Here is a 24,654-nt window from a genome sequence, read left to right as displayed (position 1 = left end):
TTTCCTAATCGACCTTGATGTTGTTCTCTTTGATGAATTTCTGCCAGTAGGCGATCTCCGCGCGGAACAATGCAGCGAACTTCTCCGGCGGGACGCCTTTGGCATCGAATCCCTCATCCGACAGGCGGGTGTTGACGGCGGAATTGGACAGGGCCCGGGAAATCGATTGGTAGATCTTGTCCACGATGGGCTTCGGTGTCTCCGGCGGCGCGAAGATGCCAAACCAGTTCGTCAGATCATAGCCAGGCAAGGTTTCGCCCACGGTGGGCACGTCCGGCAAGGCCTTGATCCGCTCGGCGCTGGAAACGGCGATCGGGACCACTCGACCGGTCTTGATATGCGGAATGAAGCCGGGCGCGGTACCGAACGACATCATGATCTGGCCGCCCAGCAGGTCGTTCAATGCGTTGCCGCTTCCCTTGTAATGCACCGTCGTCATCTTGGTGCCGCTGGCCCGCTGCAGCAATTCAGCCGCGAGATGCGATAGCTGGCCGGCGCCAGCCGTGCCGACCGATACCTTCTCCGGATTTGCCTTGGCAAACGCGATCAATTCCTTGAGCGTCCTGAACGGCGCCGACGGATGCGCCGCCAAAAGCTGCGGCGCGCTGGCAATCATGGTCACCGGCGTGAGCTTCTGCGTATCGAAAGGCAGCTTGTACAACCATGGGTTGCTGGTGATGGCGCTGTTGGTCAACAGCAGGGTGTAGCCGTCCGGCGCGGACTTCGCCAGCGCGTCGGTGCCGATGATGCTGGCGGCTCCCGGCTTGTTGTCCACGATGACGGGCACCCCCAGGTCGGCCGACATTCTTTCCCCCAGCATGCGTGTGATGACGTCGGAACCGCCGCCGGGTGCGAATGGAACGATGATCTTGATGCTTCGATTCGGATAGTCGGCCGCATGCGCGGCCGCCCCAAACAGGACCGCGGCCCCGAATGCGGCAAGCTTCCCCGCCAGTGTGTTCATATTGTCTCCTTGATTGTTTTAGTGTGACACACGCACCCGCGGCGCCGTGCTGAAGGACCAATTCGATGCGCTCTACCAGGAAGGCGCGCAACGTCCGACGGTCATGGCGATTCCCCTGCATCCATTCATCATGGGGCATCCGTTCCGGGCCCGTTATCTCGCCGAGGCGCTGGCGACCATGGCTGCCAAGCCCGGCATCTGGTTTGCGAAAGGCAGTGAAATCGGCGCCACCCTGCCATCGATTCGCTCGTTCGCAACCTTGCCGGCTGGATGCCTGGTCCTCCGGTCGAACTTGCACTTTGCGAAAAGCGAAAGAGGAAGACTGCCCTGGACCGGAGTGGTTCGGGCCGACCGGGCTGCTGCGCATTTAACCGCCTTTTTGCAGAGCGCACTCATCGCCGCCTCGTAACGCTCTTCTTTCGGCAATTGGGAGAGCAGGCCTGCCAGCTTTTTGCCGCAGCGGCTTTGATGGCAGCCTCATCGAGAGGATCGGCTAGTCAGTCGGACCGCCACAACACATTCCAAAGCGACTTGCGCGGCGCGGCGGCAAGCGTTTGCTGTGCCTGGTCCAACAATTCTTGCAGGCGAGCCTCAATGCGGATCGCGTTGGGCACATGCTCTTCCGTCACCGTCGCGCGGTACTCGGACATGGTCTTTTCGATCAGCGCGGTGAGTTTTTCATCGCGTTTTCTCAGTGCCGGCTCCACGGCTTCGAAGCCGTCCAGATAGGCGGCCAACGCCAGTCTGATGGCTTCCGGCGTGGCCCGCAGGCGCGCAGCGGCAAGACTTTCCTTGATGCGGCTTTTGGAGAAGGCGATGCTGGCGGCGGGTGACCGGCTGACCAGTTCGGGTTGGCTGCGCAGGTAGGCGACCACCGGACCGGCTTGCGCCACGCCGGATTGCCGCAATCCGGCTTCGCTTAATTGTGCCAGCGCGCCGAGGCCAGGCACCTTGGCTTGCAGCGCCGGCGCCGCTTCCCATTGCGCCTTGCCGGCCACCTTTTCCTGTGCCGAATACGCCAGCGTGGAAACGTAGAAAGCCAGCGCCCACCTATCCTCATCCGACAGGCTGGCATAGCCTTGCATGGCGGTGCCCGCAATGCCGCTCGTAATCGCCTGATGCAATGCCAGCGGGCTGCGCTGGCCCGCGCGATCGCGCTGGGTGAAATCGGTGGGCATCGGCTTCAAGCCTGCGGCCAGCTTCCCATCGCCTTTTCCCTGTACGCCATGACAGGCCGCACACTGCGCCTGATAGAGCTTCTCTCCTTGCGCCAGCTTGGGCGCCTGAGCCGGCGCGATCGGAAACGGATAAGCAGCCAGCAACTGCTCGGCGACGTGACGCGCCTGCTGGGCCACCTCCGAACTCCCCGCCTTGCGCTCGATAAGCGCTGTCAGAGCGGTGGCCCGCTGCAGCAATGCGGCCTTTTCCGGCTTGCTGGACAGGGAGCCGATTTCTCGCTCGATCGCGGCGGAGAATTCGCGCATTTCAGCATACTCGTCCGCGTCGATCACCTTGGCGTTGGCAACCGCGCTGCCGTAGTCGACGGCGATGTAGTCCAGCATCTGCCAAGTCTGGCGCGATTTTTCTCCGGTCGCGCAGGCGGGCGCCTGGGCCTGGACGGCGACTGAAACCGTGAACAGCAGGATCGGAACACAATATCGCAATTTCATCGATTACTCCCTGCGAGCGTTGGGCAGCGACAGCCAGCGCACCAGCGCTATTTGAATTCCTGCAATACTTTCACACTGGCATTTTGCAATCTTGATCTCCGTCAGCGGCGCTTGCGAACACGCGTTTCGAGTGTCCCGAATCTCGAACGGCACCGCCATCGCCCTACGGCGATGGTGTCGTTTCAGCGATGGATGCCAAGGGCCAGGAGGCCGGATTCGATGAGCGGATGCCGGAAGTCTGAATCGCCTCCCCTGCCAAGGAGGTTTCCGAGCCCTGCGGTTTGGCGAAAGGAAGGCTGATGAGCGGCCAGCGGCACGCAGAAGAATTCAAGATGACGGCGCCCAAGCAAGTGATGGAACGGCTGCATCAGGCGGAGCTTGAGGCCGGCGGGCGCGACCATGGCTGCGTCATGCCTCGGCTTGAGCGAACTTCAAAGAGCCTTCAGGAACGCAGCGAGATCGGCTCTCTCCTCTTCCGTGAAGCCGATGTTGAAGCGCGTATCGTAGAAATCCACGACCGCTTCCAGGTCTTGCGCCGAGCCGTTGTGGAAGTAAGGGGGCCGCGCTGCCAGTCCTCTCAAAACGGGGCCCTTGAATCGGCCGACATCCTTCCATAATCCCGTCAGTAAAGCGCGGCCCGGATCCGTCGTTTCGATGACTTCGCCCGTGAATTTGTGTTTCAGCGCGTACAACGGCATATCCGGCGTACGACGGGATGCATCGGACAGACCGATATTGAGCGGCATCGGGGTGGAGTGATTACCCGAGTTGGGCGCATCGTGGCAGGTTGTGCATGTTCCCTTGAATACGGGGACCTTCAAGTCGTCATTGATCCCGCCCACGCCGACGATATCGATCGGCTTGGTATTGAACAGTAGCTCGCCGCGAGCAATCGCGCGCCTGGCGCGTGCAACGCCGGTGGCGGATTTCGGTGCCTCGGGAATGTCACGCCAGGCTTGGTATAGCGTCATTACATTCGGATCGAACGGTTGATGAGTCCGATAGTCGCCCGCCAGCACATCATTGATCCCAAAATAAAAATCTTGCGTCGCCAGCCTGGCCGGCCCGCCGCGCCCGCCTTCGTACGTCAGCATCTGCGCTGCATTGTCGTAGACCTGCGCCGTGAAGAGCGACATTTCGAATGTGACGATGGCCTGCTGTTCATCTTCCGTCAAGCCAAGTACCGCTTCGGCATGCCCGCGCACGGCGCCGTCCGACTGGCGCGCCAGATTCACATTGAGCGGTGCAAAGCAATTGGCCGTCCCCACGATGCAGATGATCGAATTGGGATCACTGGAGGTCTCGCGCGCGTCCCACATCACCGTGCTCAGAAATCTCAGGTTGGTGCTCGGCAGCGGCCGGCGATACAGAGACAATTCCTTTGCGCTGGCGAACCCGTAGGGATCATCGGTTCTGATCAGCTCGAATTCCGCGCCGTCGGGAATGCCCAAGCCAACCCGTATCAAGCCCTTGGCGAGCAGCAGGCTGTAGGCGGCCTGCTTCGCGTCCGCCGTCGACACATCGGCGAGCGGTGAATTGGCGCCATCCACCAATGCGAAGATCGGGTCATTGCCCGCCGTCTGCACGAAACGTTCGCGCAGATGCCGGGGCGTGATCGACCAGCCGTCGTTTTGCTGATGGCAGCTCTCGCAGGTGCGTCCGTTACCGAAGGGTTTGAAGAAGGGATTGGTCTTGTCGATCGCACCCATCGCGCTGAAAGTCACCGCCTTGCCGCTGTCGTTGCCGTCGGCTTGCAGAAGCGTTCCGCCCGTGTCCGAGGCGCTGTCGGCAGGCTGTTCGGCCGTCCGTACTGCCGGGTCCGGCTGCACTGAATCTTTGCTGGAAAGCAGCCGATCGGTTCGATCGCGCGTATCGCCGCCGCACGATGACAAGACCAGCACCGCAGCCAGGTATACGATGGCGGAACTGATGAGTCGCGTTTTTCTCGGCCACATGATTCACCTCCGCCCGTCATGCGGGCACTTGCGTTGATCGGCGTGCAGGGCTTGGTGTGGAACATCAAGCGTTCATGCGCAGCGGCGATGAGCCGCCCCGGAGCGAGCTGACGGCACAGAGCGGTTAAGTCACACCTTCGGATCCGGCTTCGCCAGGGCAAACGCCGTCACCCGACAACAAGCCGTCATATGGATTTCACCGGCACGCGGTGTGGCCCAGCGCCCGGGGCGCATTCATACGCGCTGACGATATCAACCAACCATGCCGGGCAGTCCAGGCGGAGACACGATGCACCTTTGCTGCGCGAGGCCTATTGGCACCCATTAGCCAATAGTCTTTCCGCCCATGCGGAAGATAGCGCCCTCACCCGACAATTCGCAAGGAGGATCTGGCGTCGTACCCGACGCGTCCCGCTCATGCAAGTCAACGCGACTTCTGAATCGTAGAACCTCAAGACTGGAAGTCAAGGGTCTTTGGAAAAATCCGTTTGGTGCGGCAGGTTTGCTATCCGGGTCGCTCGAGCCCAAGGTCTGCGCTATGAGAGGCCACTCAAGCGCGGAGCGACCTTGTGATGTAAATCGCTGTGACGGCTTTTGCAAGGCATGCACCTGCCGTCGGCATCGACATGCTGGCCATAATGTCGAAGTGCCTCGCGTCACTCGCTTATTTCCGTGCTTCTGCTGTGAATCACCGGCGGAACCGCCCGATCGCTCCATTCGTCTCGATGGCAGCAGTGGCACGTACCCGGGCACGCATGTCCAAATCGCCGCAGCTGACGACAACCAGCGTCAAGCAGACGATTGCGTCAGCAGCCTCGCTGACCAGCCGCCGCGGACAGCATCATTAATCATCGCGATGCCGCGAAAGCGCGCACCGTTAATTTTCTGGCGCACTTAGGTCTTTTCCGAGCACTACGTCTCGATGCGGTTAACGAAGCCGCGTGCCGCAGGTGACGGAAACGATTATGCGGCAGTGCCGGAAGCGGCTTCGCGCACCTGTCGACGGCGCGGGCCCCGCCTCAACTGGCCAGCGAGTCAGGCGGCGGGACGCTTATGCCTGCCAAGAAGTTGTCCGGGCACCATTGCTTCGGCCTGCGGCCGAAGCATACTGATTGTCCGATCCTTCAATAGATCAAGGAGATGGTCATGAACGAACAGGCAAATACCGCTTTGGTAAAACAGTGCTATGACGATTTCCTCAAAGGGGATCTTCATCACCTGTTGAGTTGCCTTGCGGAGAACATCGTCTGGGAAATTCCGACGGTGGACAATATCCCCTTTTCTGGTACGCGCCACGGTCGTGACGAGGTGGCGTCCTTCTTCACGGAACTGAGCGATGCACAGACGCCTCGGCAATTCGAGCCCAGAGAATATATCGCGCAAGACGATAAAGTCGTTGTCTTGGGTCACTACGCCTGGGAGATAATGGCTACCGGGTCAGAATGGAATGCCGACTGGGCCCATCTGTGGACGATCCAAAATGGCAGGGTAATCGGCTTCCGCGAATACGGAGACACCTTGGCTGAATCGACCGCATTCGGGGAACAAGCCGCAGGGATAGCCAGTGGCCCATCGGCCAAGCCGGATACGGGGCGGCCCTCGATGCATTGAAGCCGCTTCTTCGACCTATCTGGTCTTCAAGGGCCCGACGGGCTGGTAAGTAACGAGGATGACGCCGGACGGCATGGCTTTCGTGCCGGCGAGCTCGAAAGCACATGCCGGAGTCCGCTCTGCGAAGAAGCGCTTCCCCGTGCCCAACAGGACCGGATAGACTGCCAGAAGAATTTCATCGGCCAGCCCGTGGATGAGCACGGCCGATGCCAGCGTCGAACTGCCTGAGAGGATCAGATTCGGACCGTCCTCCGACTTGATGCGGCGAATGCTCTCGACGATGTCCGGCCCAAGGTGCTCGAACGGGCCCCATGCAAGACTTTCCGGACGATGGGTGGCGACATATTTTTTCGCCGCATTGAGTCCGTCCGCCATCGGACTGCGCGGCGCCATTGGCCAGAAATCCGACCAGAGATCGTAGGTGCGGCGGCCGAGCAGCAGATCGAAGCTCCCGCCGTAAGCGGCGAGGAGTTCGTCCCGGCCCTCCGGGGTCCGGTAGGGTGCGGTCCAATCGACATAAGGGAAGCCGTCTTCGCCAGACGACTGGATCACGCCATCCAGCGAGATGTGCTCGATGATCTTGAGCTTCCTCATCGCCGTCCCCGTATCATGCAAGATTTCAGCTGCAGCATTTCTGATCCAGGGTGGAGAGGCCGACTATGCAAAACCCGTGTCCGAATGGATCGCTGCAGAAAGCGACCGGGGGATAGCCTGGCACGCGGTGAACCTGTTCGGATATTGCACCGGCATCGAGCGCCTTTTTGAGCGTTGCCTCGAAATCCGCAACCCGGAAATCGATATGCACCGGCGTCCAGTGGCGCTGATACTTGCGCACGTCATCGCTGTCTTTTGCGGGGGATGTTCCGGCCGGCTTGGCCAGGAGGCCGATTGTTGTCTCGCCGGCGGTAAGAACGGCATAACCTGGATGCGGTCGCGCCGTTTCACCGAACCCGAAGGCCGCGCTGAAAAACGCCAAGCCCTCTTCAATAGAAGGAACATCGATGGAGACGGTAACTTTCATATGGTTTTCCGAACAGGGACAGTTCCTGCCAATCCCTATCGATGCCTGACGCACCTTCAGTGATGGGCCGCAGCGGGCCGCAGCGGTCCGTCTTCTGCCACCGGTTGTTGTGCCGCCTTCACTGGCGCACATAGCGCAAATGGGTCGCGGCTGGGCCGTGGAGCACCCGGTCGATGCGAAACTGCGGTCCGGGCTCGCTCAGGTTTTCGAACAGACGCCGCCCGCCGCCGAACAACACGGGCGCCAAGGCAATTTCCAGTTCGTCGACGACACCCAGGTTCAAATACTGCTGGATCACGTCCGCGCCGCCCGAAATGCGAATATCGCGATGGCCTGCCGCTTCCCTGGCCAGCTGCAGCGCTCGCTCCGGTCCGTCGTTGATGAAGTGGAAAGTCGTCCCGCCGGGACGCACCCAGGGCTCGCGCTTGTCGTGGGTGAGCACGTATACCGGGGTGTGAAACGGCGCTTCCTCGGGCCATGTGGCCTCGCCTTGCTCGAACATTCGCTTGCCCATGATGTTGGCGCCGGTGCGCTCCATGGTGTGACGAACCATGTCATTCACCGGACCGGTCTCTCCCCCCGGGCCAAACTTGAGCTTCTCCCGGAAATACTGCTGCCTGAGAAGCCAGGCCATCAGCGCGCCCCACTTGGCGCCCCAATTCTTGACCTCGGGGTTGTCCATGGTCATTCCTTCCGGCGCCATGTAGCCGTCGAGGCTGAGTCCGATGTTGACGAATACTTTGCTCATGATTCTCTTCTCCTGTGTTCGGGCGTCGCCCTGAGGCGCGGTTGATGAGGCAGCCTGCCGGACGCGACCGGGCCCACTATTTGGGCTCATACCGCATCGCCACCGCCCCCGAGCGGAACGCCACTTGGCTCACAAGCTTCAAGTCGACGTACTTCGATAGCCCCGCGAACAAGGTCGGCCCGTGGCCCGCCAGCCTGGGCTGCACCACAAACTCATATTCATCGATCAATCCAAGCTCAGCCAAGGCCATCGGAAGCTTCAATCCTCCTACGAGCAGACCCTTGCCCGACTCCTGCTTCAGCCGCTGAACGGCCTCGCCCAGATTCCCCCGCACGAGCTTGGCGTTCCAATCGGGGCGATGCAGCGTGCTCGAGACGACGTATTTCCTGGCCGCGTCGATCGTCCGGGCGAAGGGTTCCACCCAGGGCGCCATCCAATCGGGCCTCGCCCCCGCCGCGACTGGCCGCCACGCTGCCTCCATCATTTCGTAGGTCGCCCGGCCAAAGAGGAGCGCATCCGCCTGGGCAAGGTTTGCGGCATGGTGACTGTGCATCTCTTCGTCGGGAATGATTGCACGATGATCGCAGCACCCGTCCAAGGTGACGTTGATGGAATATCGAAGAGGTCGCATTACGTTTTCCTCTGCGGCGGTCTGCCTGGACTTAGTGGCCTGCTGCGACAGGGTCGGTCAATCCGCCATTGATGATCCATGGCGTGCCGAATCGGTCGGTGAGCATGCCGAAGGAGTCGGCCCAGAAGGTCTTTTGCAAGGGCATGGTTATCGTGCCGCCTTCGCTCAGGGCTTCGAATACCGGTTTGGCGTCGGCGGCATTTGCGTAGGAAAGTGTCAGAGAGAACCCTTTCATGCCTTGGTAGGCCGAACCGCAGCCCACCATGGCGTCGCCCGCCATCAATACGCCCTGATCGAGTACCAGGCGCGCATGCATGACACGGTCTTCATTCCCGGGGGGCAGTTGATCACGCACCGGCGACTCGCCATGGGTCATCATCATCTCGATCCTGCCGCCGAGCACGCGCTCGTAAAAACGCATGGCGTCAGCACAGTTTCCGTCGAATCCGATATATGCATTTAGCAAAGGCATGATGACTCCTAAAAAATGTACGGTAGCCGCGGCGTTCGAACGGAAGCCCGCAGCACGCGGAATTGCGAACATTCGTTGCTGCCCTAAACTTGTGGACAGCGTCCACAAAAAATAACATGGATAATGGACGCTGTCCACATAGAGAAGCCATGACCAGGAAAAAGATTAACCCGCCTGAGCGCACCACCTATCGGCACGGCGATTTGCGGCGCGCGTTGCTGGAGGCCGGCATCGAACTGGCGCGCTCCGGCGGGCCGGATGCCATCGTGTTGCGCGAAGCGACTCGGCGTGCCGGCGTCGTGCCCAATGCCGCCTATCGCCATTTCGCCAGCCGGCAGGAACTTCTGATGGCGGTGCGTGCACACGCCTTGTCGAAACTGGCAATCGCGATGGAAAACGAAATGGATTCCTTGAGGGAGAAGCCGGGTTCAGCCGCGTATGCCCGCGGCTGCCTGCGTGCCGTCGGCCTCGGTTACCTGAGCTTTGCCCACGCCGAGCCTGGTTTGTTCCGCACGGCGTTTTCAGTGCCCTTGAACGATGGGGCGGAATCCGACCCGGCCCGTGCCGGACGCAGCGGCTTGAACCCTTTCCAGCTGCTGGGCGCGGCCCTGGACCGCATGGCCGAAGCCGGCGTGCTGCCGCCCGAACGGCGGCTGGGCGCGGAGTATCTGGCCTGGTCCGCCGTGCACGGCTTGGCCATGCTCTTCACTGACGGGCCGCTGCGCAGCCTGACCGATGCGCAGCGATCGGTCGTCGGAAAGCGCGTGGTGGATATGGTGGAAAAAGGTTTGTGAACCAATGTCATTGCTCGGGGAAATGCCAAAGCGGCAACCCATTCGGCCTGCTTGAATTCTGTTAGCATGGACTCAGAAAGTTCACCTGCCTCCAATGTATCGACACCTTATTGCGCTCCTATGGGAGGATAGATATGCCACGCTGCGCGTGCTGGCAAGCCATCTTCTCTTCGTCCTGATTCTTATTGCCGGCAACCTGCCAGGCGCCAGGAAGGAGGTGGGGGAAGTGGCATCCGGCTTTGTGCTGCACTTGAGCGCGTACTCTGTGATCAGCTACCTGCTCTTTACCGGTACCCGAGGGGCGGTCTCCAGGCGGGCGGCCGTCACCGTTCTTACCGTGGTCGCCATGGGCGCGCTGGATGAGTTTGTGCAGAGCTATTTTCCGTACCGCGGCGCGTCCGTATGGGATTGGCTGGTCGATGTCGCCGCGAGCTTGGTCACCTGCACGGCCCTGTGGACCTACTGGCCAAAAGTGCGGAAAAAGCCCGCATGTTGATCTGCCGCTCATCGGTAGCGCGTTATGGTGCCATCGTTCCAAAGCGTGTCCAGAAATCTCGCCCGGCCTCGCAAGACGCCGGGCTTTTCATGCAGCAGCCGCATTACGTCCGCCTGACTAGTCGGCGGTGATGCCTGCTTCGTTGATCACCTTTTCCCATGTCGCGATTTCCTTGCTGATGCGCTCGGCCGCCTGCTCGGGTTTGGTCGGAATGGCATAGGCGCCCTGCTGGAGCAGCTGTTCCTTCACGTCCGGCATGTTCAGTATCTTGAGCATTTCCGTGTTCAGGCGATCGATGACGGCCTTCGGCGTTCTGGCCGGCGCAAGCAATCCGAACTGGGAACTCACCTCGACGCCTGGCAGGCCGGCTTCCGCGGCGGTCGGCACGTCCGGCAGCATGGAAATGCGCTGCGGCGTCGTGACCGCCAGAGCCCGCAGCTTGTCGGCCTTGATGAATTGCTGGGCGGCCGGCACGGTCTCCACCATCATCAACACCTGCCCGCCGACCAGGTCGGTCATCGCCGGTCCGCTGCCCTTGTAAGGCACGTGAAGGATGTCGACGCCGGCTACCCGCTTGAACAGTTCGGCGCCCATGCGCTGCGGCGCGCCGGCGCCGGAAGAGGCATAGGTGAGATAGCCCGGCTTGGCCTTGGCGAAGGCCACCAGTTCCTTCAGGTTCTTCGCCGGGATCGAAGGATGGACCACGAATACCAGCGGTACCGAGCCGACCATGGTCACCGGCGCGAAATCCTTTTCCAGGTTATAGCTGATCTTGCCCTTTTCCAGCGTCTGCATGATGGAATGGGAGGTGACGGCGCCCATGAGCAGGGTGTAGCCGTCCGGCGCCGCCTTGGCCACCGCATCGGCACCGATATTGCCGCCTGCGCCGCCGCGGTTCTCCACCACCACCTGCTGGTTCAGCGCCGTGCCGAGGTTCTTTGCCACCACGCGGCCGATGACGTCGGTGGCGCCGCCGGGCGGATAAGGCACGACCAACTTGATGGGCTTGTCCGGCCAGGCGGCCAGGGCAGCGCCGACCAGAACGGCGTTCAATCCCGCGGCAGCCGCGAGCATGCATGCGCCTCGCCCCACAACAATGGCAATCGACTTCAACTTCATCGGTGTCTCCTCCGTGGTTGATGATTTTTTGTGCGCCCGCAGCTTCCGGGCAGAGATGGTCAACGCATCGCAGCCGCCTCCTTGACAACCGCCTCGATGCAACCCGCTTCGCCGAACGCGACCTGCACCCGATCACCGATCCGCACCGGATGAATGCCGGTCGAAGCGCCGGTGGATATCCAGCAGCCCGCCTTCAGATGGCGTCCGCGCTGGTTCAGATGTTTTACTAAAAACAGCAATGCACCCAGCGGTCCGCCGGGCACCTTGGCGGCGTTGCCGCTGCCGACCAGCTCGCCATTGATCGTGGCCGACGAGGTCGCCTGCTCGGGATCGCCAAATAGCGTCTCGTCGAGCCGAGGCCCGATCACCAGGCCGCTGTTGTTGCCAAAGTCGCTGATGGTGGCGCCGGGCCCGAGCGCACTCAGGCTGGCGAGCGGGCTCGCCGCCAGTTCGATGGCGCCGTGCACGGCGTTGATATAGGGCAGCAGTTGTTCCGGCCCGTCGAAGCGGGTGCCGGCCGGGATGTCGGTCCCGACGCGCAGTGCGAACTCCGCCTCGATCGCCGCATAGCCGCCGTCGATGACGGGCAGCCCCACCGGCTGGCCGTCCGTCTGCCAGATGGCGCCGGCAAACACCGGACCGGCATAGCGCTCGGCCGGAAAGCGATCGCGCATGGCAGGCTGGATCAGGGCCACCTTCCAGCCGCCGACCTGGTCTGGCCACGCCTTGATGCCCATCTCCTGGATCGCATAAGCCGCTTCCAGGCTGGCGGGAACCGTCGTCCCGGGAAAGGCGGCAAGCAGCCTGGCATCGCGCCGGGCCTGGCGAAAGCTTTCCGAAATCTGTTCCGGGGACATCATGCTTTTCCGCTGCGGCCGATTTCCTGCAGGCGGCGCGTCTGCCTCGCCACCAGGCGCTCGATGTCGGCGACATCCGCCGCTGAAAGCTTCGGCCCGGGCTTGCGTACCGCCTCGGAGGCAATCACCCCGCGCTTGAGCATGAGGTGCTTCCTCACCGCCAGGCCGACGCCCGGCTGCTGTTCGTAGCGCGCCAGCGGCAGATAGGCATCGAAAATGTCATGCGCCCGCTCGACGTCGCCAGCCGCATGCGCCTTCACCACGTCCACCATCATCTCGGGATACGCGAAGCCGGTCATCGCGCCGTCGGCGCCGCGGGTCAACTCTTCCGGCAGGAACAGGCCGCCGCCGTTGCCGGTCAGGATGGAGACGCGAGGCGCATCGCCTCGCTCGCCGGCGGCGCGGATGGCCGACAGCTTGGCCAGGCCGGGATTGTCCTCGTGCTTGAGCATCACGCAGGTCGGCGAATTCTTCAGCACCCGCAGAATGACCGAGGCCGACATCTGCACGCCGGTCGCCACCGGATGGTCCTGCAGGCACCAGGGCACCTCCGGCCCGAGGGTCTCGTTCACCATGTCGAAATAGGCCACGATCTGGTCGTCGGTGCGCACCGTCGACGGCGGCGCCACCATTACGCCGGACGCGCCGAGTTCCATCACGCTTTCGGTCAGCTCGCGCATTGGCGCGAAGCCAGGCGCCGATGCGCCGACGATGACCGGCACCCGGCCGTTCACTCTTGCCAGCACCTGCCTGACGAAGATGCGCGATTCTTCAGCCGTGAGCTTGGGCGCCTCGCCCATGATGCCGAGGATGGTGAGGCCGGTCGCTCCCTTCTCCAGATAGAAATCGACCATGCGGTCGGTGCTGGCGAGATCGAGGGAGCCATCGTCGGCGAACGGGGTGACGGCGATCAGGTAAGCTCCCTTGGCCGAGCTATCCAGGGTCTTCATGCAACACTCCTTGTTGAGTTAACCGGCGCGCTTCCATTCTGACTGCGGCAGCGCGCGCTTTACGTGCGGCGTCAGTCCGCTGCGTTCGGGTCCAGACGGCCGTCCGGCCGGGCCCTCAGGAAATCGAAATCCACGCCCTTGTCCGCCTGCGTGACGGTTTTCAAGAATAGCTGGCGGTACCCGCGCTCGGCCTTTGGCGCCGTCACCGGATTGGCCTTGGCGCGCTCCGCCAGTTCGGCGTCGGATACCAGCAGGCTGATTTCGCGCCGCTGCACGCTGATGCGGATGCGGTCGCCGCTCCTTACATAGGCCAGCGGGCCGCCGATGGCCGACTCCGGCGTGACGTGAAGCACGATGGTGCCGGAAGCGGTGCCGCTCATGCGGCCGTCGGAGATGCGCACCATGTCCTTGACGCCGGCGCGCGCCAGCTTTCTCGGAATCGGCATGTAGCCCGCTTCCGGCATGCTGGCGCCGATGGGTCCGATGTTCTTCAGCACCAGGATGTCGTCCGCCTCCACGTCGAGCGCCTCGTCGTCGATGCGGTTGGCGAGGTCTTCCAGGTTTTCGAACACCACCGCCCTGCCCTCGTGCTCCATCAGCCGCGCATCGGCGGCTGATTGCTTGATGATGGCGCCGCCGGGCGCGAGGTTGCCGCGCAGGACGGCGATGCCGCCCTGCGGATAGATCGGCTCGGCCAGCGGCCGCACCACCTCTTGCGGGAAGCCCGGTCCGGCCGCTTCCAGCTCTTCGCCGAGCGTGCGGCCGGTGACGGTGAGCGTATCGAGGTGCAGCAGCGGCTTGAGTTGCCGCAGCAGCGCATGCACGCCGCCCGCCTTGTGCAGGTCCTCCATGTAGTACTGGCCGGAAGGCTTGAGATCCATCAGCACCGGGGTTTCACGGCCGAGCGCATCGAGGCGATCGAGGCTGATGTCTATCCCCAGCCGTCCGGCCATCGCCGTCAGGTGGATGATGCCGTTGGTCGAGCCGCCGATGGCCAGCAGCACGCGCAGCGCGTTCTCGAAGGCTTTTTCGGTCATGATCCGGTCCGGCGTGATCCGCTGCTTGGCAAGCGCGACGGCGGTGGCGCCGGTGCGCTCGGCGACGCGGATGCGGTCCGACGTGACGGCCGGCGGCGCAGCGCCGCCCGGCACCATCATGCCGAGCGCCTCGGTGACGCATGCCATGGTGCTGGCGGTGCCCATCACCGAGCAGGTGCCGACGCTGGCCACCAGTTGGTTGTTGACATCGGCGATCTCCTCGCCATCGATCTCCTCGGCGCGATAGCGCGCCCAGAAACGGCGGCAGTCGGTGCAGGCGCCGACCCGCTCGGCGCGGTGGGAGCCGGTCAGCATGGAGCCGGTCACCAGCTGGATCGCCGGGATGCCGGCGGAGGCGGCGCCCATCAGCTGGGCCGGCACGGTCTTGTCGCAGCCGCCGATCAGCACCACCGCGTCCATCGGCTGCGCCCGGATCATTTCCTCGGTGTCGATGGACATCAGATTGCGCAGGTACATCGAGGTCGGCGCGGCGAAGCTTTCATGAATGGAGATGGTGGGGAAGTCCATCGGCAGGCCGCCGGCGAGCATGATGCCGCGCTTCACCGCCTCGATCAGCTGCGGCATGTTGCCATGGCAGGGATTGTAGGCGCTGCCGGTATTGGCGATGCCGATCACCGGCCGGTCGAGCGCATTGTCGGTATAGCCGGCGCCCTTGATGAATGCCTTGCGCAGGAAGAGCGAGAAGCCGTTGTCGCCGTAATTGGTGAGGCCTTTGCGCAGCCCGGTTGCGGCAGGCTGGCCGCCCTCCTTCTTGCTTGACTCCTCCATCTTTTCCTCAATATGATTATTAATAATTCATCCGATACTAGACCTGTTCCGGCGTATTGGCAAGGCAGCCGGAGCAGCGTACCGGGTTTGCGCAAGCCGGGCCGTCGTGGACGGCTGGATGTTTCCGCCAAAGCCAGTCGAGCCTGATGCCATGAAAGATAGCGTGAAGCCCCTGAACGCCGCCGCTCCTTCCGAGAAAGACGTGACATCCGCCGTGCAGGAAGTCGTTTCCACGCTGGAGGAGGAAATCGTGCTGGGCGTGCTGCATCCGCGCGAGCGCCTGATCGAGGACGAACTCATGGCCCGCTTCCATGTCAAGCGGCATGTGGTGCGGCAGGCGCTGGCCGAGATGGAGCAGCAGGGACTGGTGCAGCGCAGGAAGAACAGCGGCGCCCAGGTGCGCGCCCTCACCGCGCGCGAAGTGATGGAACTGTACGCCTTGCGCGAGCTGCTCGAGACGCATTGCATGAAGCTGATTCCGCTGCCGGCGACGCCTGCCCAGCTGAAGCAGCTGGCCGCGATCCAGCGCAGCCATGCCGCCGCGGTGAAGGCAAACGATCCCCGCGCCGTATTCCGTGCCAACCTCGCTTTCCATGCCGCGCTCTATGCCCTGTCCGGCAACGAGACCCTGATAGAAGCCATCGCCGAATATGCGCGCCGTACCCATCCGGTGCGCCTGAGCACCCTGGTGTCGCCGCAGAGCATCGAAGCAGCCCGCCAGGACCATGAGCGCATCATCGAGGCCCTGCGGACGGGCGACCGCAAGGCGCTGGTCCAGATTTGCGCCGCGCACCTGCGGCCGGCGCGCGACACTTACTTGGCAAACCTCAATCGCCTCGGAAGGGGTAAGGAAGAAGCGGCTTGAATGCGCAGGCTTGACTGTTGAACCAAGCCATTGCGTAGCACTTCGAGTGGGGCGGCTTTCGGCCAGAAGCGGACGCTCACCAAAAGCGCAGCTCGGTATATGAAGATTTCGACCCGGCGCCTACGCAGCTTTTGAAGGCGAAGCGCGACTGGCACCTGTGCTTGCGCATCCCGCGGCCCAATTGCCTCAATATGGGAGTTGAGCGGCTCCGACGACAGACAAACTCCTACCCCGAAATGGTGATGCAGGCCTTCAAGTTGCATTGATACAATCCGCTGGCCCAGTCGAATCATTGCCGCGCTGTCGACGAAGACGGGTGCGATCCACAAGGCATACCTCAAGAATCCAGAACGACCAAACACGCCTTCCATAGCCGGCGAACGACGTCGTGCAGCAAGACCGATCGCCGGCCCAACGCTCCTTCACAAGAACAAGCAACAATATGAGCCAGAAAAAGAATTGGCGACGCGCTGGCGCCCTGATTGGCGGCGCAGCCCTGCTCGCAGGCTGCGCCGCGCCGGTGTACACGGTGGACGACGGCAGCCCGGTGGACGAGCGCCTGCTCGCCGCCATCCGCATCTATGGCAAGGGCGAGCAAGCCATCCGTCCGGCGATCGTGCGCAGCGCAGCATTGAAGGATCCCGATTGCGACACCCAATACGACCTGCCCTTCGCCGTCGCCTTTTCCTATGACCTGCCGAAGGAGAAGCGCATCGCCTGGGCGCGCGGCCTGGCTGTCGATGAACGGCTGAGCGTTATCGCGGCGGATCCCGAATCCGGCCTCAGCGTTGGCGACAAGCTCGAGGAGCTGGATGGCTACAACCGGCGCAACACCGCCAAGATGGCGCTCGAACTCCAGCAGCTGCGCAACCGCGGCAAGCCGTTCGAGGTGAAGCTGGCCGACGGCAAGACGATCACCGTGAAGCCGGTGAAGGTTTGCCGCGGCTACACCACCATCGCCCAACCGGAGGCGGTAGAGACGCTGCAGGACTACCACTGGGAAAAATCGGTGCATCCGCTGAGCCTGTTCGCGGCGGACCTGAATGCCGACGAAGCATTGTGGATTACCTTGTGGACTCAAGGCTTGTCGGAAGAGACCGGCGCCCGCATGAAAACCTATGTCTACGGATCCCGCCTGCTCAAGACCGGGCTCACCGTAGCCAGCCTGGCCAGCGGCGTAGGCGCGGTGAGCAGCGCCGCCAACCAGGCCGCAGCGGCGGCCGGCGCCACTGCGGGGCGGGCAGCGAGCCAGGCGGCACTCGAGGCGGCCGGCAAGAAATTGGCGGAACAGGCGGCGGACCGGATGCGGCAGAGCCTGATCGAAACCGTGCAGAAGGCGGTCAAGGCGCAGGCGCAGGAATTGGCGCTGGATGCAATCAAGGCGGCCTCGGTGTTCCGCGATTCCCTGAGTGGCGTTTCCTGGATAGCCAGCACTGGCTTCGACCTGGCCGACAAGTGGGCGCTGGAGCGAATGACCAAGCTGGACGCCGATCCGCTGGCCAGCTTCAGCCTGCATGCCAAGCTGGCGCAGGCAAGCCTGACGCAAAACTCCTTCGTCTTCGACGAAGCACGCCTGAAGCAGATGACTGAACTGGCCGCCGCCAAGGGCATCGGCGAACAGGCTGACATGGTCCTGGCCGGCTTGGACCCCAAGGATCCGGTCGCGGTCGAGCGCTTCCGCAGCGAGCGCCAGAAGCTGCTGGCGCTGGCCCGCGCCATCCCGGTGAAGACCCTCAGCGCCGGCGACACCACCTATCACGGCGCCTTCGAGCATGACGTGCTGACCGGGAAGGTGTCCGGCAACGGCAAGGTGTCCTGGGCTAACGGTGATGCGTATGAAGGCGAGCTGGTGCAGGGCGTCCGTGCCGGCCGCGGCCGCATGGTGTGGGCCAACGGCCAATCTTACGATGGCCTATGGCAGAACGATATGCCGAACGGTGCCGGCAACCTCAGCTTCGCCAATGGCGACGCCTATGAAGGCGAGGTGGCGGCAGGCGTCCCGCATGGCAAGGGACGCATGCGCTTCGCCGGCGGCAATCGCTACGAAGGCGATTTCGATGCTGGGCTACCGCATGGCACCGGCCAGTTCACCTGGGCCAATGGCGACCGCTACGAAGGCCAATGGCAGCGCAACCTGCATCATGGCGATGGCAGGTTCTTCTGGTCGAGCGGCGATGTATGGGAAGGTGTGTTCGCGGAAGGACGCCAGACCGAACAGGGCGTGCTGAAGCGGCGCGAGACGATGCAGGCTAGCCAGGCCGAAGTGTCGGTCACCGCCAGCGCTGACAAGGCAGGCCAGCTGAATCAGGCGTCGGACGAGAAGAAGTAGCTGCCGCTGTTGCCAGGTCCGCCCCTGCCGGAGCGTTCCCGCGCGGCGCCGGCGTTCCGGCCTTGTCGGTCAAGCACCGCATCAGCGCGGACAGGCGGCCGCGACGGACAGCGCGACATGCACCGAGGTGTTGGCTTTGACTGCGGCAGGATTTGGCAATGCCTTGTACCAGCGACGGCCCGCTGCTCAGCGAAAGTGGCCAGTGTTTCGCGAACCCGCCAGGATTGAGGCTCGCCGGTCAGCTCCCTTGCTGCAGGCCTTCCTTGAGCAGCGCCACGAAGGCTGCCACCGCCGTCGTATCGCGCCGGCCCTTCAGCCGCACCAAGGCGATGCTGCGGGTGAAGGCCGGATCGGCCAGGGGAATGCGGGCAAGGTGGCGCTGCCTGAAGAGAAACAAGGCCACCGCCGGCACGATGGCGATGCCGACCTCGGCGCCGACCAGTCCGACCGCCGTGTTCATGTTGGACACTTCCATCACCGTCTTCAGCCTGGCCGGGAACATGACCGCGTCGATCTGCTGGCGCACGCTGCTGGCCCGGTCCTGCTGGATGAAGCCGTACTCCAGCAGGTCCTGGCGCCGGATGCGCTTCCTGGCCGCCAGCGGATGTCGGCGCGGGCAGACCACGTAGAAAGAATCGGCCAGCACCGGCTCGATATCGAGTTCGTCCGACTGCGCGATGGCAGTGAGCGCGATGTCGCAGCGCCCGCGCCTGACCAGATCCAGACAATCGTCCGAGGTCACGTCGTGCAGCGCCAGTTCGACGCCGGGATGGCGCTGCCTGAAGCGGGCGATCACCGGCGGCAGCAGGCTGGCCGACAGCGACGGCAAAGCGGCCACCGCCACCCTGCCCTTCTGCAACGCGACCAGGTCCTTCATCTGCGCCAGCAAGCCCTCGAAGTCGCCGAGCAGCCGCTCCGCCGCCTGGGCAAAAGCCTCTCCCTCGGCGGTCAGCTCCACATGGCGCGGCCCGCGGTCGAACAGCCGAAGGCCGACGCTTTCCTCCAGGCTTTGAATGAGCATGCTGAATGCGGGCTGGGACAGATGCACAGCGTCCGCCGCCCGGGTGAAGCTCTTTCTTTCGGCAAGGGCGAGGAACGCCTTCAGATGTCTGGTGGAGATGTTCATGGCGATGATGAAAGCAGCGTGAAGGAACACGAATTATCGATTTGCTTTCCTTATCGATCAATAAGTACGATCAATTTTTCTTTTGGGTGCAAATATCGAATAATGGACGCATCGGGGGCCGGGCGGCGACGGAGGACCCTTTGCACTGCCCCGCCGCGGCCCTTTCAATGCAATTGGAAATTGGAGACAGCATGATAGAAACCTCGCAGAAGCGCTTCCTAGGTCCCGTGATCCGGCTGCACCCCGGCGACAACGTCGTCGTCGCCCGTACCGATATCGGCATCGGCACCGAGGTCCCGCAGGAGAATTTCGTCTGCCGCAGCCAGATTCCGGCCGGCTACAAGATCGCGGCGGCGCCCATCCGGCGCGGCGAGCCCATTCGCAAGTACAACGTGGTGGTCGGCTTCGCTGCCATCGACATCGCGCCGGGCTACCTGGTGCACAGCCACAATACGGAGTTCCGCGAGTTCGACCGCGACTATGCCCATGCCTCGGAATACCGGCCGGTGGACTACCTGCCGGAAGCGGAGCGCGCCACGTTCCAGGGCATCGTGCGGCCGGACGGCCGCGTCGCCACCCGCAACTACATCGGCATCCTGTCCACGGTGAACTGCTCCGCCACGGCGGTGCAGAAGATCGCCAACTGGTTTACCGAGGAACGCCTCGCCGATTATCCGAACGTGGACGGCGTGGTGGCGTTCAGCCATTCGCTCGGCTGCGGCATGGAGATGACGGGCGAGCCGATGGCGCTGCTGCAGCGGACCATCGCCGGCTATGCGCGCCATGCCAACCTGGCGGCGGTGCTGATCGTCGGCCTCGGCTGCGAGCGCAACCAGCTGAAGGGCTTGATGGCGAGCGAAGGGCTGGAACAGGGGCCGCTGCTGCGCGCCTTCGTGATGCAGGAAACCGGCGGCACCCGCAAGACGATTCAAGCCGGCATCGATGCGGTGCGAGAGCTGCTGCCGCAGGCCAATGCCGTCCGGCGCACCACCGTGCCGGCCAGCCATCTCTGCGTCGGCCTGCAATGCGGCGGCTCCGACGGCTTCTCGTCGATCACCGCCAATCCGGCGCTGGGCGCGGCGGTGGATCTGCTGGTGCGCCACGGCGGCACCGCGATTCTCTCGGAGACACCGGAAATCTACGGCGTCGAGCATACCCTGACCCGGCGCGCCGCCAGCCGCGAAGTCGGCGAGAAGCTGGTCGAGCGCATCCGCTGGTGGAAGGAGCAATACTCGGTCGGGCGCGACGTGCAGATCAATGGCAAGGTCAGTCCCGGCAACCAGGTGGGCGGACTGGCCAACATCTTCGAGAAGTCGCTCGGGTCCTCGATGAAGGGCGGCACCGGCCCGCTGATGGAAGTCTATCGCTACGCCGAGCCGGTGACGGCCAGGGGCATGGTCTTCATGGATACGCCGGGCTACGACCCGGTATCGGCCACCGGCCAGATCGCCGGCGGCGCCAACCTGATCGCCTTCACCACCGGCCGCGGCTCCATGTTCGGCGCCAAGCCGGTGCCGTCGGTGAAGCTGGCGACCAACACGCCGATGTTCCAGCGCCTCGAGGAAGACATGGACATCAACTGCGGCGAGATCCTGGACGGCACCAGCTCCATCGAAGAGATGGGCCGGCGCATCTTCGACCTCATGCTGCGCACCGCGTCCGGCGCGCGCAGCAAGAGCGAGGAGCTCGGCCTGGGCGACCACGAGTTCGTGCCCTGGCAGATCGGCATCATGAGCTGAGCCGCACCAATCGGCGATTCAAACCCATGCTGCGGCTCGGGCTAAACCGTACCTCAATGAGTTGACGGTCGAGTCGGATGCAGGCATGAAAAAGCCCGCGAAAGCGGGCGTTTTCATTACGGCTTGCCGACCTCGTTCTTTCTAGCCGATTGTTGGTGGTGGCCGCTTTCCGCTAGAAGCCGACAATTGAGCAATAGCGAAAAAAGCCTGCTTTTGGATGAGAGTCCGGCCCCGTTTTCCTTTCAGAACGAGCGGTGCTTGACAGCAAAAATTTTGCCCTAGCCGATAAAAACTTATCAACACCGGTGCTCTCCAAGTCACATAGTCTGGGTGACTGACAACCAAGGAGAAATATGGACGCCATGACCAATGACATGCAGAAATGCATCAGCAACTGCATGGATTGCCACCGGGTATGTACCGAAACCGCTGCCCATGTGCTGCACGGCGGCCATCCGCATAGTGAGGCCAAGCACTTGGTGGCGTTGCTGGATTGTGCGCAGATGTGCGGACTACATGCCGATTTCATGGCGCGCCGCTCGCCCCATGCCGCTCATTTGGCCAAGGAGTGCGCCGAAATTTGTCGTGCGTGCGCGGCGCTATGTGAGGGCCACCCTGATCCCGACGGCAAGATGAAGCAGTGTGCCCAGGTATGTCGCCAATGCGCCGACAGTTGCGAACGGATGTAAGGCGCCACCTGGTGTGACTTGGCTGTAACGTCTCGGGCGGCGCCAGTTCGCAGGCGTGCCCCGGGCTTTTCCATTTTGATTTGAATGGTGGAGTGACCGATGTTGAGTCGCTTGCGTAACTGCTCACTGATGGCGACTCGGGCATCGTCATCCGGATAGCCACCTGGAAAGACCAAGTGCGCGGTCAAGGCAGTGTCGGTAGTGCTCAATCCCCAGACATGCAGTTCATGCACTTCGGCCACGCCGTCGACCGAAGCCAGATGGGCGTCGACCTGGTCGGCGCCAATGCCGTTCGGCACCGCGTGCAGCGCCAGCCTGGCCGATTCGCGCAGCAATGCCTAATTCCCGATGATCACCAAAAGCGAGATCACCAGGCTGCTGACCGGATCGATCCACAACCGATTCGTTTGCAGGCGTAATAATGACCGCTTTTCCGGCGGTAGCCGACATTGGAGGGATCCGCCAGTAAGGCAGGATGGTTCGCTGGCAGACGATTTCCACCAATCCTGAACAGACCCACCAAGCAAGGCAGGTATTGTCCACATGGCGGGCGAGTGGCAAGACCGCTATGGAAGTTTTTCCGCTGTACTGGGGGACGAGCCATCCCCGACAAAGGCTGACAGTGCCGGAGGACTGTCATTTCGAGAGCAGCAAATTCGATACGGAACGTCAGCTGCCTGGCCTTTAGCGCCGCTCTTCCTTACCGCGCTCCGGTGCGCGCCGGCAGTCCGCGTCCGCGCAGGAACTGCATCGCCACCGCCACGATCACCAGGCCGAATCCCACGATATCGGCCACGACGCCGGGATAGACCAGCGCGAAGCCGGCGACGATCAGCATGATGCGCTCCACCAGCGTGGTGCGCAGCCACATCCAGCCTTGGAAGCCGGCGGCGATGGCGGCGATGCCGATGGCGGCGGTGACCGTGACTTCCGCGATCGACAGCCAGTTCGCATTGGCCAGCGCCTTGGTGGAACCCATCAGCAGCAGGCCCTGCCCGCTCGGGTCGAGCACGAACATGAACGGCAGCAGGAAGGCCGGCACGGTGTACTTCCAGCACTGCATCGTCGTCTTGTAGGGATCGCCGCCGGTGATGGCGGAAGCGGCGAAGGGCGACAGCGCCGTCGGCGGCGACACTTCGGACAGCACCGCATAATAGAAGATGAACATGTGGGCGGCAAAGTCCGGCACGCCGAGCTTGGTGAGGGCCGGCGCGGCGATCACCGCGCAGATGATGTAGCTGGCCGTCACCGGCACCGCCAGGCCGACGATCCACACCACCAGCGCCGTGTAGATGGTGGTCAGCAGCAGCGAGCCGCCGGCGTAGTTGATCACGATGGAGCTGAACTTGAGGCCGAGGCCGGTGAGCGTGACCACGCCGACGATGAGGCCGGCGCCGGCGCAGGTGGTGCCCACGTTCAGCATGCCGGTGGAACCGGCTTCGAGCGCCTTCACCAGCTTGGATTGCGCCAGCTTGCGCCAGAACCCGCCGCCGCGCAGCAGGTCGCGCGGCAGGAGGGTGGAGTCGGCGCGCAGGAAGCTGACCAGGAAGGTGACGATCGTCGCCCAGAATACCGACAGGATGGGCGAATAGCCGAGCATCATGAAGACGATGATCGAGATCAGCGAGACGAAGTGAAACCAGTAGCGGCGGGCCAGGTTCCAGACCGAGTCCACCTTGTCGAAGGCGACGTCCTTCATGCCGTACTTGCGGGCGTCGATTTCCACCATCAGGAACAGCGCCAGGTAGAACAGCACCGTCGGAATGGCGGCCATCAGCAGCACGTCGAGGTAGGAAATCTTCAGGAACTCGGCGATCAGGAAGGCGGCCGCGCCCAGCACCGGCGGCGAGATGATGGCACCGAGCCCGCCGGCGGCGAGCAGGCCGCCGGCGGCATTGCGCTCGTAGCCGACCTTGGCCAGCATCGGCCAGGCGACCGAGCCGAGGGTGACGGTGGTGGCGACGCCGGAACCGGACGGGCCGCCGAGCAGGAAGGAAGCCAGCACCACGGTGCGCCCGGCGCCGGTGGGCTTGCCGCCCATGGCGGAGAACGAGAAATCGATGTAGAACTTGCCGGCGTTGGAGAACTGCAGGAAGGCGCCGAAGATGGTGAACAGGATGATCAGCGACGACGACACGTCCACCGCCACGCCGAAGATGCCTTCCAGCGTCATGTACATCTGCCCCACCAGCCGGCCGATCTCGTAACCCTTGTGGGTCCAGGGCTGCGGCAGGTAGGCGCCGAACAGCGCATAGAGCAGGAAGCAGAGGGTCACCACCGGCATGATCCAGCCGGTGGTGCGGCGCATGGCTTCTAGCACCAGCAGCACGAGCGCCGTGCCGAAGACGATGTCCCAGGTTTCGGGCACGGTGTTACGGTCGGTGAAGTCGTCGCCGCCCATGACGGCGTACACCACGATGGCCACCGACAGGGCCGCCGCGAGCCAGTCCCACCACATGATGCGGTGGCGGAAGCGCTTCGCTATCGGGAACATGAGGAAGGAAAGGAACAGCACGAAGGCGACGTGGACCTCCCGCAGCACCTGGGTCGGCACGATGGCGTAGGCGGCGTAGAGATGGAACAGCGACATCACCACCGCCACCAGGGTCAGGAAGCCGCCCAGCCATCCGCGCATGCGGTTGGCCGCGCCCTCCTCTTCCTCGATGTACTGCTCCACCTTGCGCATCGCCTCATCGCTGATGACCGGCTGCGCTTCCGATGGTGATCCCGTTCCTGTTCCCGCTCCGCTTGCTGCGCTCATGATGCTTTCTCCAAGCCTGTCCACGGCGTGC

Annotated in this window: 24 protein-coding genes and 1 pseudogene; 9 read left to right on the top strand and 16 right to left on the bottom strand. The window is 63.2% G+C overall.

Going from position 1 to position 24,654, the window contains the following annotated elements; translation table 11 throughout:
* Nucleotides 1-4: 4 nt before the first annotated feature.
* Nucleotides 5-964 carry a Bug family tripartite tricarboxylate transporter substrate binding protein gene (locus CHB88_RS17400; protein WP_089400609.1) on the bottom strand — a complete coding sequence of 320 codons (960 nt, stop codon included), beginning with the start codon at nt 962-964 and terminating at the stop codon, nt 5-7.
* Between the two features lie 46 nt (nt 965-1,010).
* Here CHB88_RS17400 and CHB88_RS17395 point away from each other — a divergent pair, with 46 nt between their 5' ends.
* Nucleotides 1,011-1,373 (top strand): polysaccharide deacetylase family protein, encoded by a 363-nt coding sequence (locus tag CHB88_RS17395; RefSeq protein WP_089400608.1) that lies wholly within the window; start codon nt 1,011-1,013, stop codon nt 1,371-1,373.
* A gap of 88 nt (nt 1,374-1,461) precedes the next feature.
* Here the strand turns inward: CHB88_RS17395 and CHB88_RS17390 are convergent, their stop codons facing one another.
* The 3 genes from CHB88_RS17390 to CHB88_RS17380 all read right to left on the bottom strand — a co-directional run bounded on the left by CHB88_RS17390 (nt 1,462) and on the right by CHB88_RS17380 (nt 4,589).
* The gene (locus CHB88_RS17390) at nt 1,462-2,634 is read right to left on the bottom strand and encodes a c-type cytochrome (RefSeq protein WP_089400607.1); all 1,173 of its coding nucleotides are present in this window, start codon (nt 2,632-2,634) and stop codon (nt 1,462-1,464) included.
* A gap of 182 nt (nt 2,635-2,816) precedes the next feature.
* On the bottom strand, nt 2,817-3,035 hold the full coding sequence (locus CHB88_RS17385; protein WP_089400606.1) for a hypothetical protein: 219 nt from the start codon (nt 3,033-3,035) through the stop codon (nt 2,817-2,819).
* 30 nt (nt 3,036-3,065) lie between these two features.
* The gene (locus CHB88_RS17380; protein ID WP_089400605.1) at nt 3,066-4,589 is read right to left on the bottom strand and encodes a hypothetical protein; all 1,524 of its coding nucleotides are present in this window, start codon (nt 4,587-4,589) and stop codon (nt 3,066-3,068) included.
* A 1,146-nt stretch (nt 4,590-5,735) separates the two neighbouring features.
* Here CHB88_RS17380 and CHB88_RS17375 point away from each other — a divergent pair.
* On the top strand, nt 5,736-6,200 hold the full coding sequence (locus tag CHB88_RS17375; RefSeq protein WP_176442529.1) for a nuclear transport factor 2 family protein: 465 nt from the start codon (nt 5,736-5,738) through the stop codon (nt 6,198-6,200).
* 15 nt (nt 6,201-6,215) lie between these two features.
* On the opposite strand, the gene CHB88_RS17370 is transcribed toward CHB88_RS17375, so the two are convergent.
* The 5 genes from CHB88_RS17370 to CHB88_RS17350 all read right to left on the bottom strand — a co-directional run bounded on the left by CHB88_RS17370 (nt 6,216) and on the right by CHB88_RS17350 (nt 9,072).
* Nucleotides 6,216-6,794 carry a dihydrofolate reductase family protein gene (locus CHB88_RS17370; protein ID WP_089400603.1) on the bottom strand — a complete coding sequence of 193 codons (579 nt, stop codon included), beginning with the start codon at nt 6,792-6,794 and terminating at the stop codon, nt 6,216-6,218.
* Between the two features lie 25 nt (nt 6,795-6,819).
* Nucleotides 6,820-7,221, bottom strand: a complete 402-nt coding sequence (locus CHB88_RS17365) for a VOC family protein (protein WP_089400602.1) — start codon at nt 7,219-7,221, stop codon at nt 6,820-6,822.
* Between the two features lie 118 nt (nt 7,222-7,339).
* Complete coding sequence (locus CHB88_RS17360) at nt 7,340-7,969, bottom strand: dihydrofolate reductase family protein (protein ID WP_089400601.1); 630 nt, start codon at nt 7,967-7,969, stop codon at nt 7,340-7,342.
* 76 nt (nt 7,970-8,045) lie between these two features.
* Nucleotides 8,046-8,600, bottom strand: a complete 555-nt coding sequence (locus CHB88_RS17355) for a dihydrofolate reductase family protein (RefSeq protein WP_089400600.1) — start codon at nt 8,598-8,600, stop codon at nt 8,046-8,048.
* Between the two features lie 31 nt (nt 8,601-8,631).
* Nucleotides 8,632-9,072, bottom strand: a complete 441-nt coding sequence (locus CHB88_RS17350) for a VOC family protein (protein ID WP_089400599.1) — start codon at nt 9,070-9,072, stop codon at nt 8,632-8,634.
* Between the two features lie 149 nt (nt 9,073-9,221).
* On the opposite strand from CHB88_RS17350, the gene CHB88_RS17345 reads away from it, so the two are divergent.
* A complete protein-coding gene (locus CHB88_RS17345; RefSeq protein ID WP_089400598.1) occupies nt 9,222-9,866 on the top strand; it encodes a TetR/AcrR family transcriptional regulator in 645 nt (214 codons plus the stop codon).
* Nucleotides 9,867-9,960: 94 nt separating this feature from the next.
* Nucleotides 9,961-10,362: a VanZ family protein gene (locus CHB88_RS17340; RefSeq protein WP_089400597.1), complete on the top strand. Its 402-nt coding sequence runs from the start codon at nt 9,961-9,963 to the stop codon at nt 10,360-10,362.
* Between the two features lie 117 nt (nt 10,363-10,479).
* On the opposite strand, the gene CHB88_RS17335 is transcribed toward CHB88_RS17340, so the two are convergent.
* The 4 genes from CHB88_RS17335 to CHB88_RS17320 form a co-directional block, all read right to left on the bottom strand.
* Nucleotides 10,480-11,436, bottom strand: coding sequence for a Bug family tripartite tricarboxylate transporter substrate binding protein (locus tag CHB88_RS17335; RefSeq protein WP_245845036.1), 957 nt, complete (start codon nt 11,434-11,436; stop codon nt 10,480-10,482).
* A 104-nt stretch (nt 11,437-11,540) separates the two neighbouring features.
* A complete protein-coding gene (locus tag CHB88_RS17330; protein ID WP_143131333.1) occupies nt 11,541-12,338 on the bottom strand; it encodes a 2-keto-4-pentenoate hydratase in 798 nt (265 codons plus the stop codon).
* Complete coding sequence (locus tag CHB88_RS17325; protein ID WP_089400594.1) at nt 12,338-13,288, bottom strand: dihydrodipicolinate synthase family protein; 951 nt, start codon at nt 13,286-13,288, stop codon at nt 12,338-12,340. The genes CHB88_RS17330 and CHB88_RS17325 overlap by 1 nt, the downstream gene beginning before the upstream one ends.
* 71 nt (nt 13,289-13,359) lie before the next feature.
* The gene (locus tag CHB88_RS17320) at nt 13,360-15,114 is read right to left on the bottom strand and encodes an IlvD/Edd family dehydratase (RefSeq protein ID WP_089400593.1); all 1,755 of its coding nucleotides are present in this window, start codon (nt 15,112-15,114) and stop codon (nt 13,360-13,362) included.
* 172 nt (nt 15,115-15,286) lie between these two features.
* Between CHB88_RS17320 and CHB88_RS17315 the strand changes: the two genes are divergently transcribed.
* Complete coding sequence (locus CHB88_RS17315) at nt 15,287-15,979, top strand: GntR family transcriptional regulator (protein ID WP_245845042.1); 693 nt, start codon at nt 15,287-15,289, stop codon at nt 15,977-15,979.
* 442 nt (nt 15,980-16,421) lie between these two features.
* Nucleotides 16,422-18,308 (top strand): MORN repeat-containing protein, encoded by a 1,887-nt coding sequence (locus CHB88_RS17310; RefSeq protein ID WP_089400591.1) that lies wholly within the window; start codon nt 16,422-16,424, stop codon nt 18,306-18,308.
* A gap of 238 nt (nt 18,309-18,546) precedes the next feature.
* Here CHB88_RS17310 and CHB88_RS17305 read toward each other — a convergent pair whose 3' ends face one another.
* Nucleotides 18,547-19,464: a LysR family transcriptional regulator gene (locus CHB88_RS17305; RefSeq protein WP_245845035.1), complete on the bottom strand. Its 918-nt coding sequence runs from the start codon at nt 19,462-19,464 to the stop codon at nt 18,547-18,549.
* A gap of 161 nt (nt 19,465-19,625) precedes the next feature.
* Between CHB88_RS17305 and CHB88_RS17300 the strand changes: the two genes are divergently transcribed.
* The gene (locus CHB88_RS17300; protein WP_089400590.1) at nt 19,626-21,173 is read left to right on the top strand and encodes a UxaA family hydrolase; all 1,548 of its coding nucleotides are present in this window, start codon (nt 19,626-19,628) and stop codon (nt 21,171-21,173) included.
* Nucleotides 21,174-21,526: 353 nt separating this feature from the next.
* Nucleotides 21,527-21,862: a four-helix bundle copper-binding protein gene (locus CHB88_RS17295; RefSeq protein ID WP_089400589.1), complete on the top strand. Its 336-nt coding sequence runs from the start codon at nt 21,527-21,529 to the stop codon at nt 21,860-21,862.
* A 137-nt stretch (nt 21,863-21,999) separates the two neighbouring features.
* Here CHB88_RS17295 and CHB88_RS26045 read toward each other — a convergent pair.
* Nucleotides 22,000-22,095 (bottom strand): annotated as a pseudogene (locus tag CHB88_RS26045) (cation diffusion facilitator family transporter); the annotation flags it as partial.
* Between CHB88_RS26045 and CHB88_RS17290 the strand changes: the two are divergent.
* Nucleotides 22,081-22,281, top strand: a complete 201-nt coding sequence (locus tag CHB88_RS17290; protein ID WP_089400588.1) for a hypothetical protein — start codon at nt 22,081-22,083, stop codon at nt 22,279-22,281. The pseudogene CHB88_RS26045 and the gene CHB88_RS17290 sit on opposite strands and share 15 nt — an antisense overlap.
* Before the next feature lie 281 nt (nt 22,282-22,562).
* Here CHB88_RS17290 and CHB88_RS17285 read toward each other — a convergent pair whose 3' ends face one another.
* A complete protein-coding gene (locus CHB88_RS17285; RefSeq protein ID WP_089400587.1) occupies nt 22,563-24,623 on the bottom strand; it encodes a TRAP transporter permease in 2,061 nt (686 codons plus the stop codon).
* Nucleotides 24,624-24,654 lie beyond the last annotated feature (31 nt).

Origin of the sequence: Noviherbaspirillum humi (assembly GCF_900188095.1) — a bacterium.
Classification (GTDB): domain Bacteria; phylum Pseudomonadota; class Gammaproteobacteria; order Burkholderiales; family Burkholderiaceae_D; genus Noviherbaspirillum; species Noviherbaspirillum humi.
This window is presented reverse-complemented; position numbering and strand designations above follow the sequence as displayed.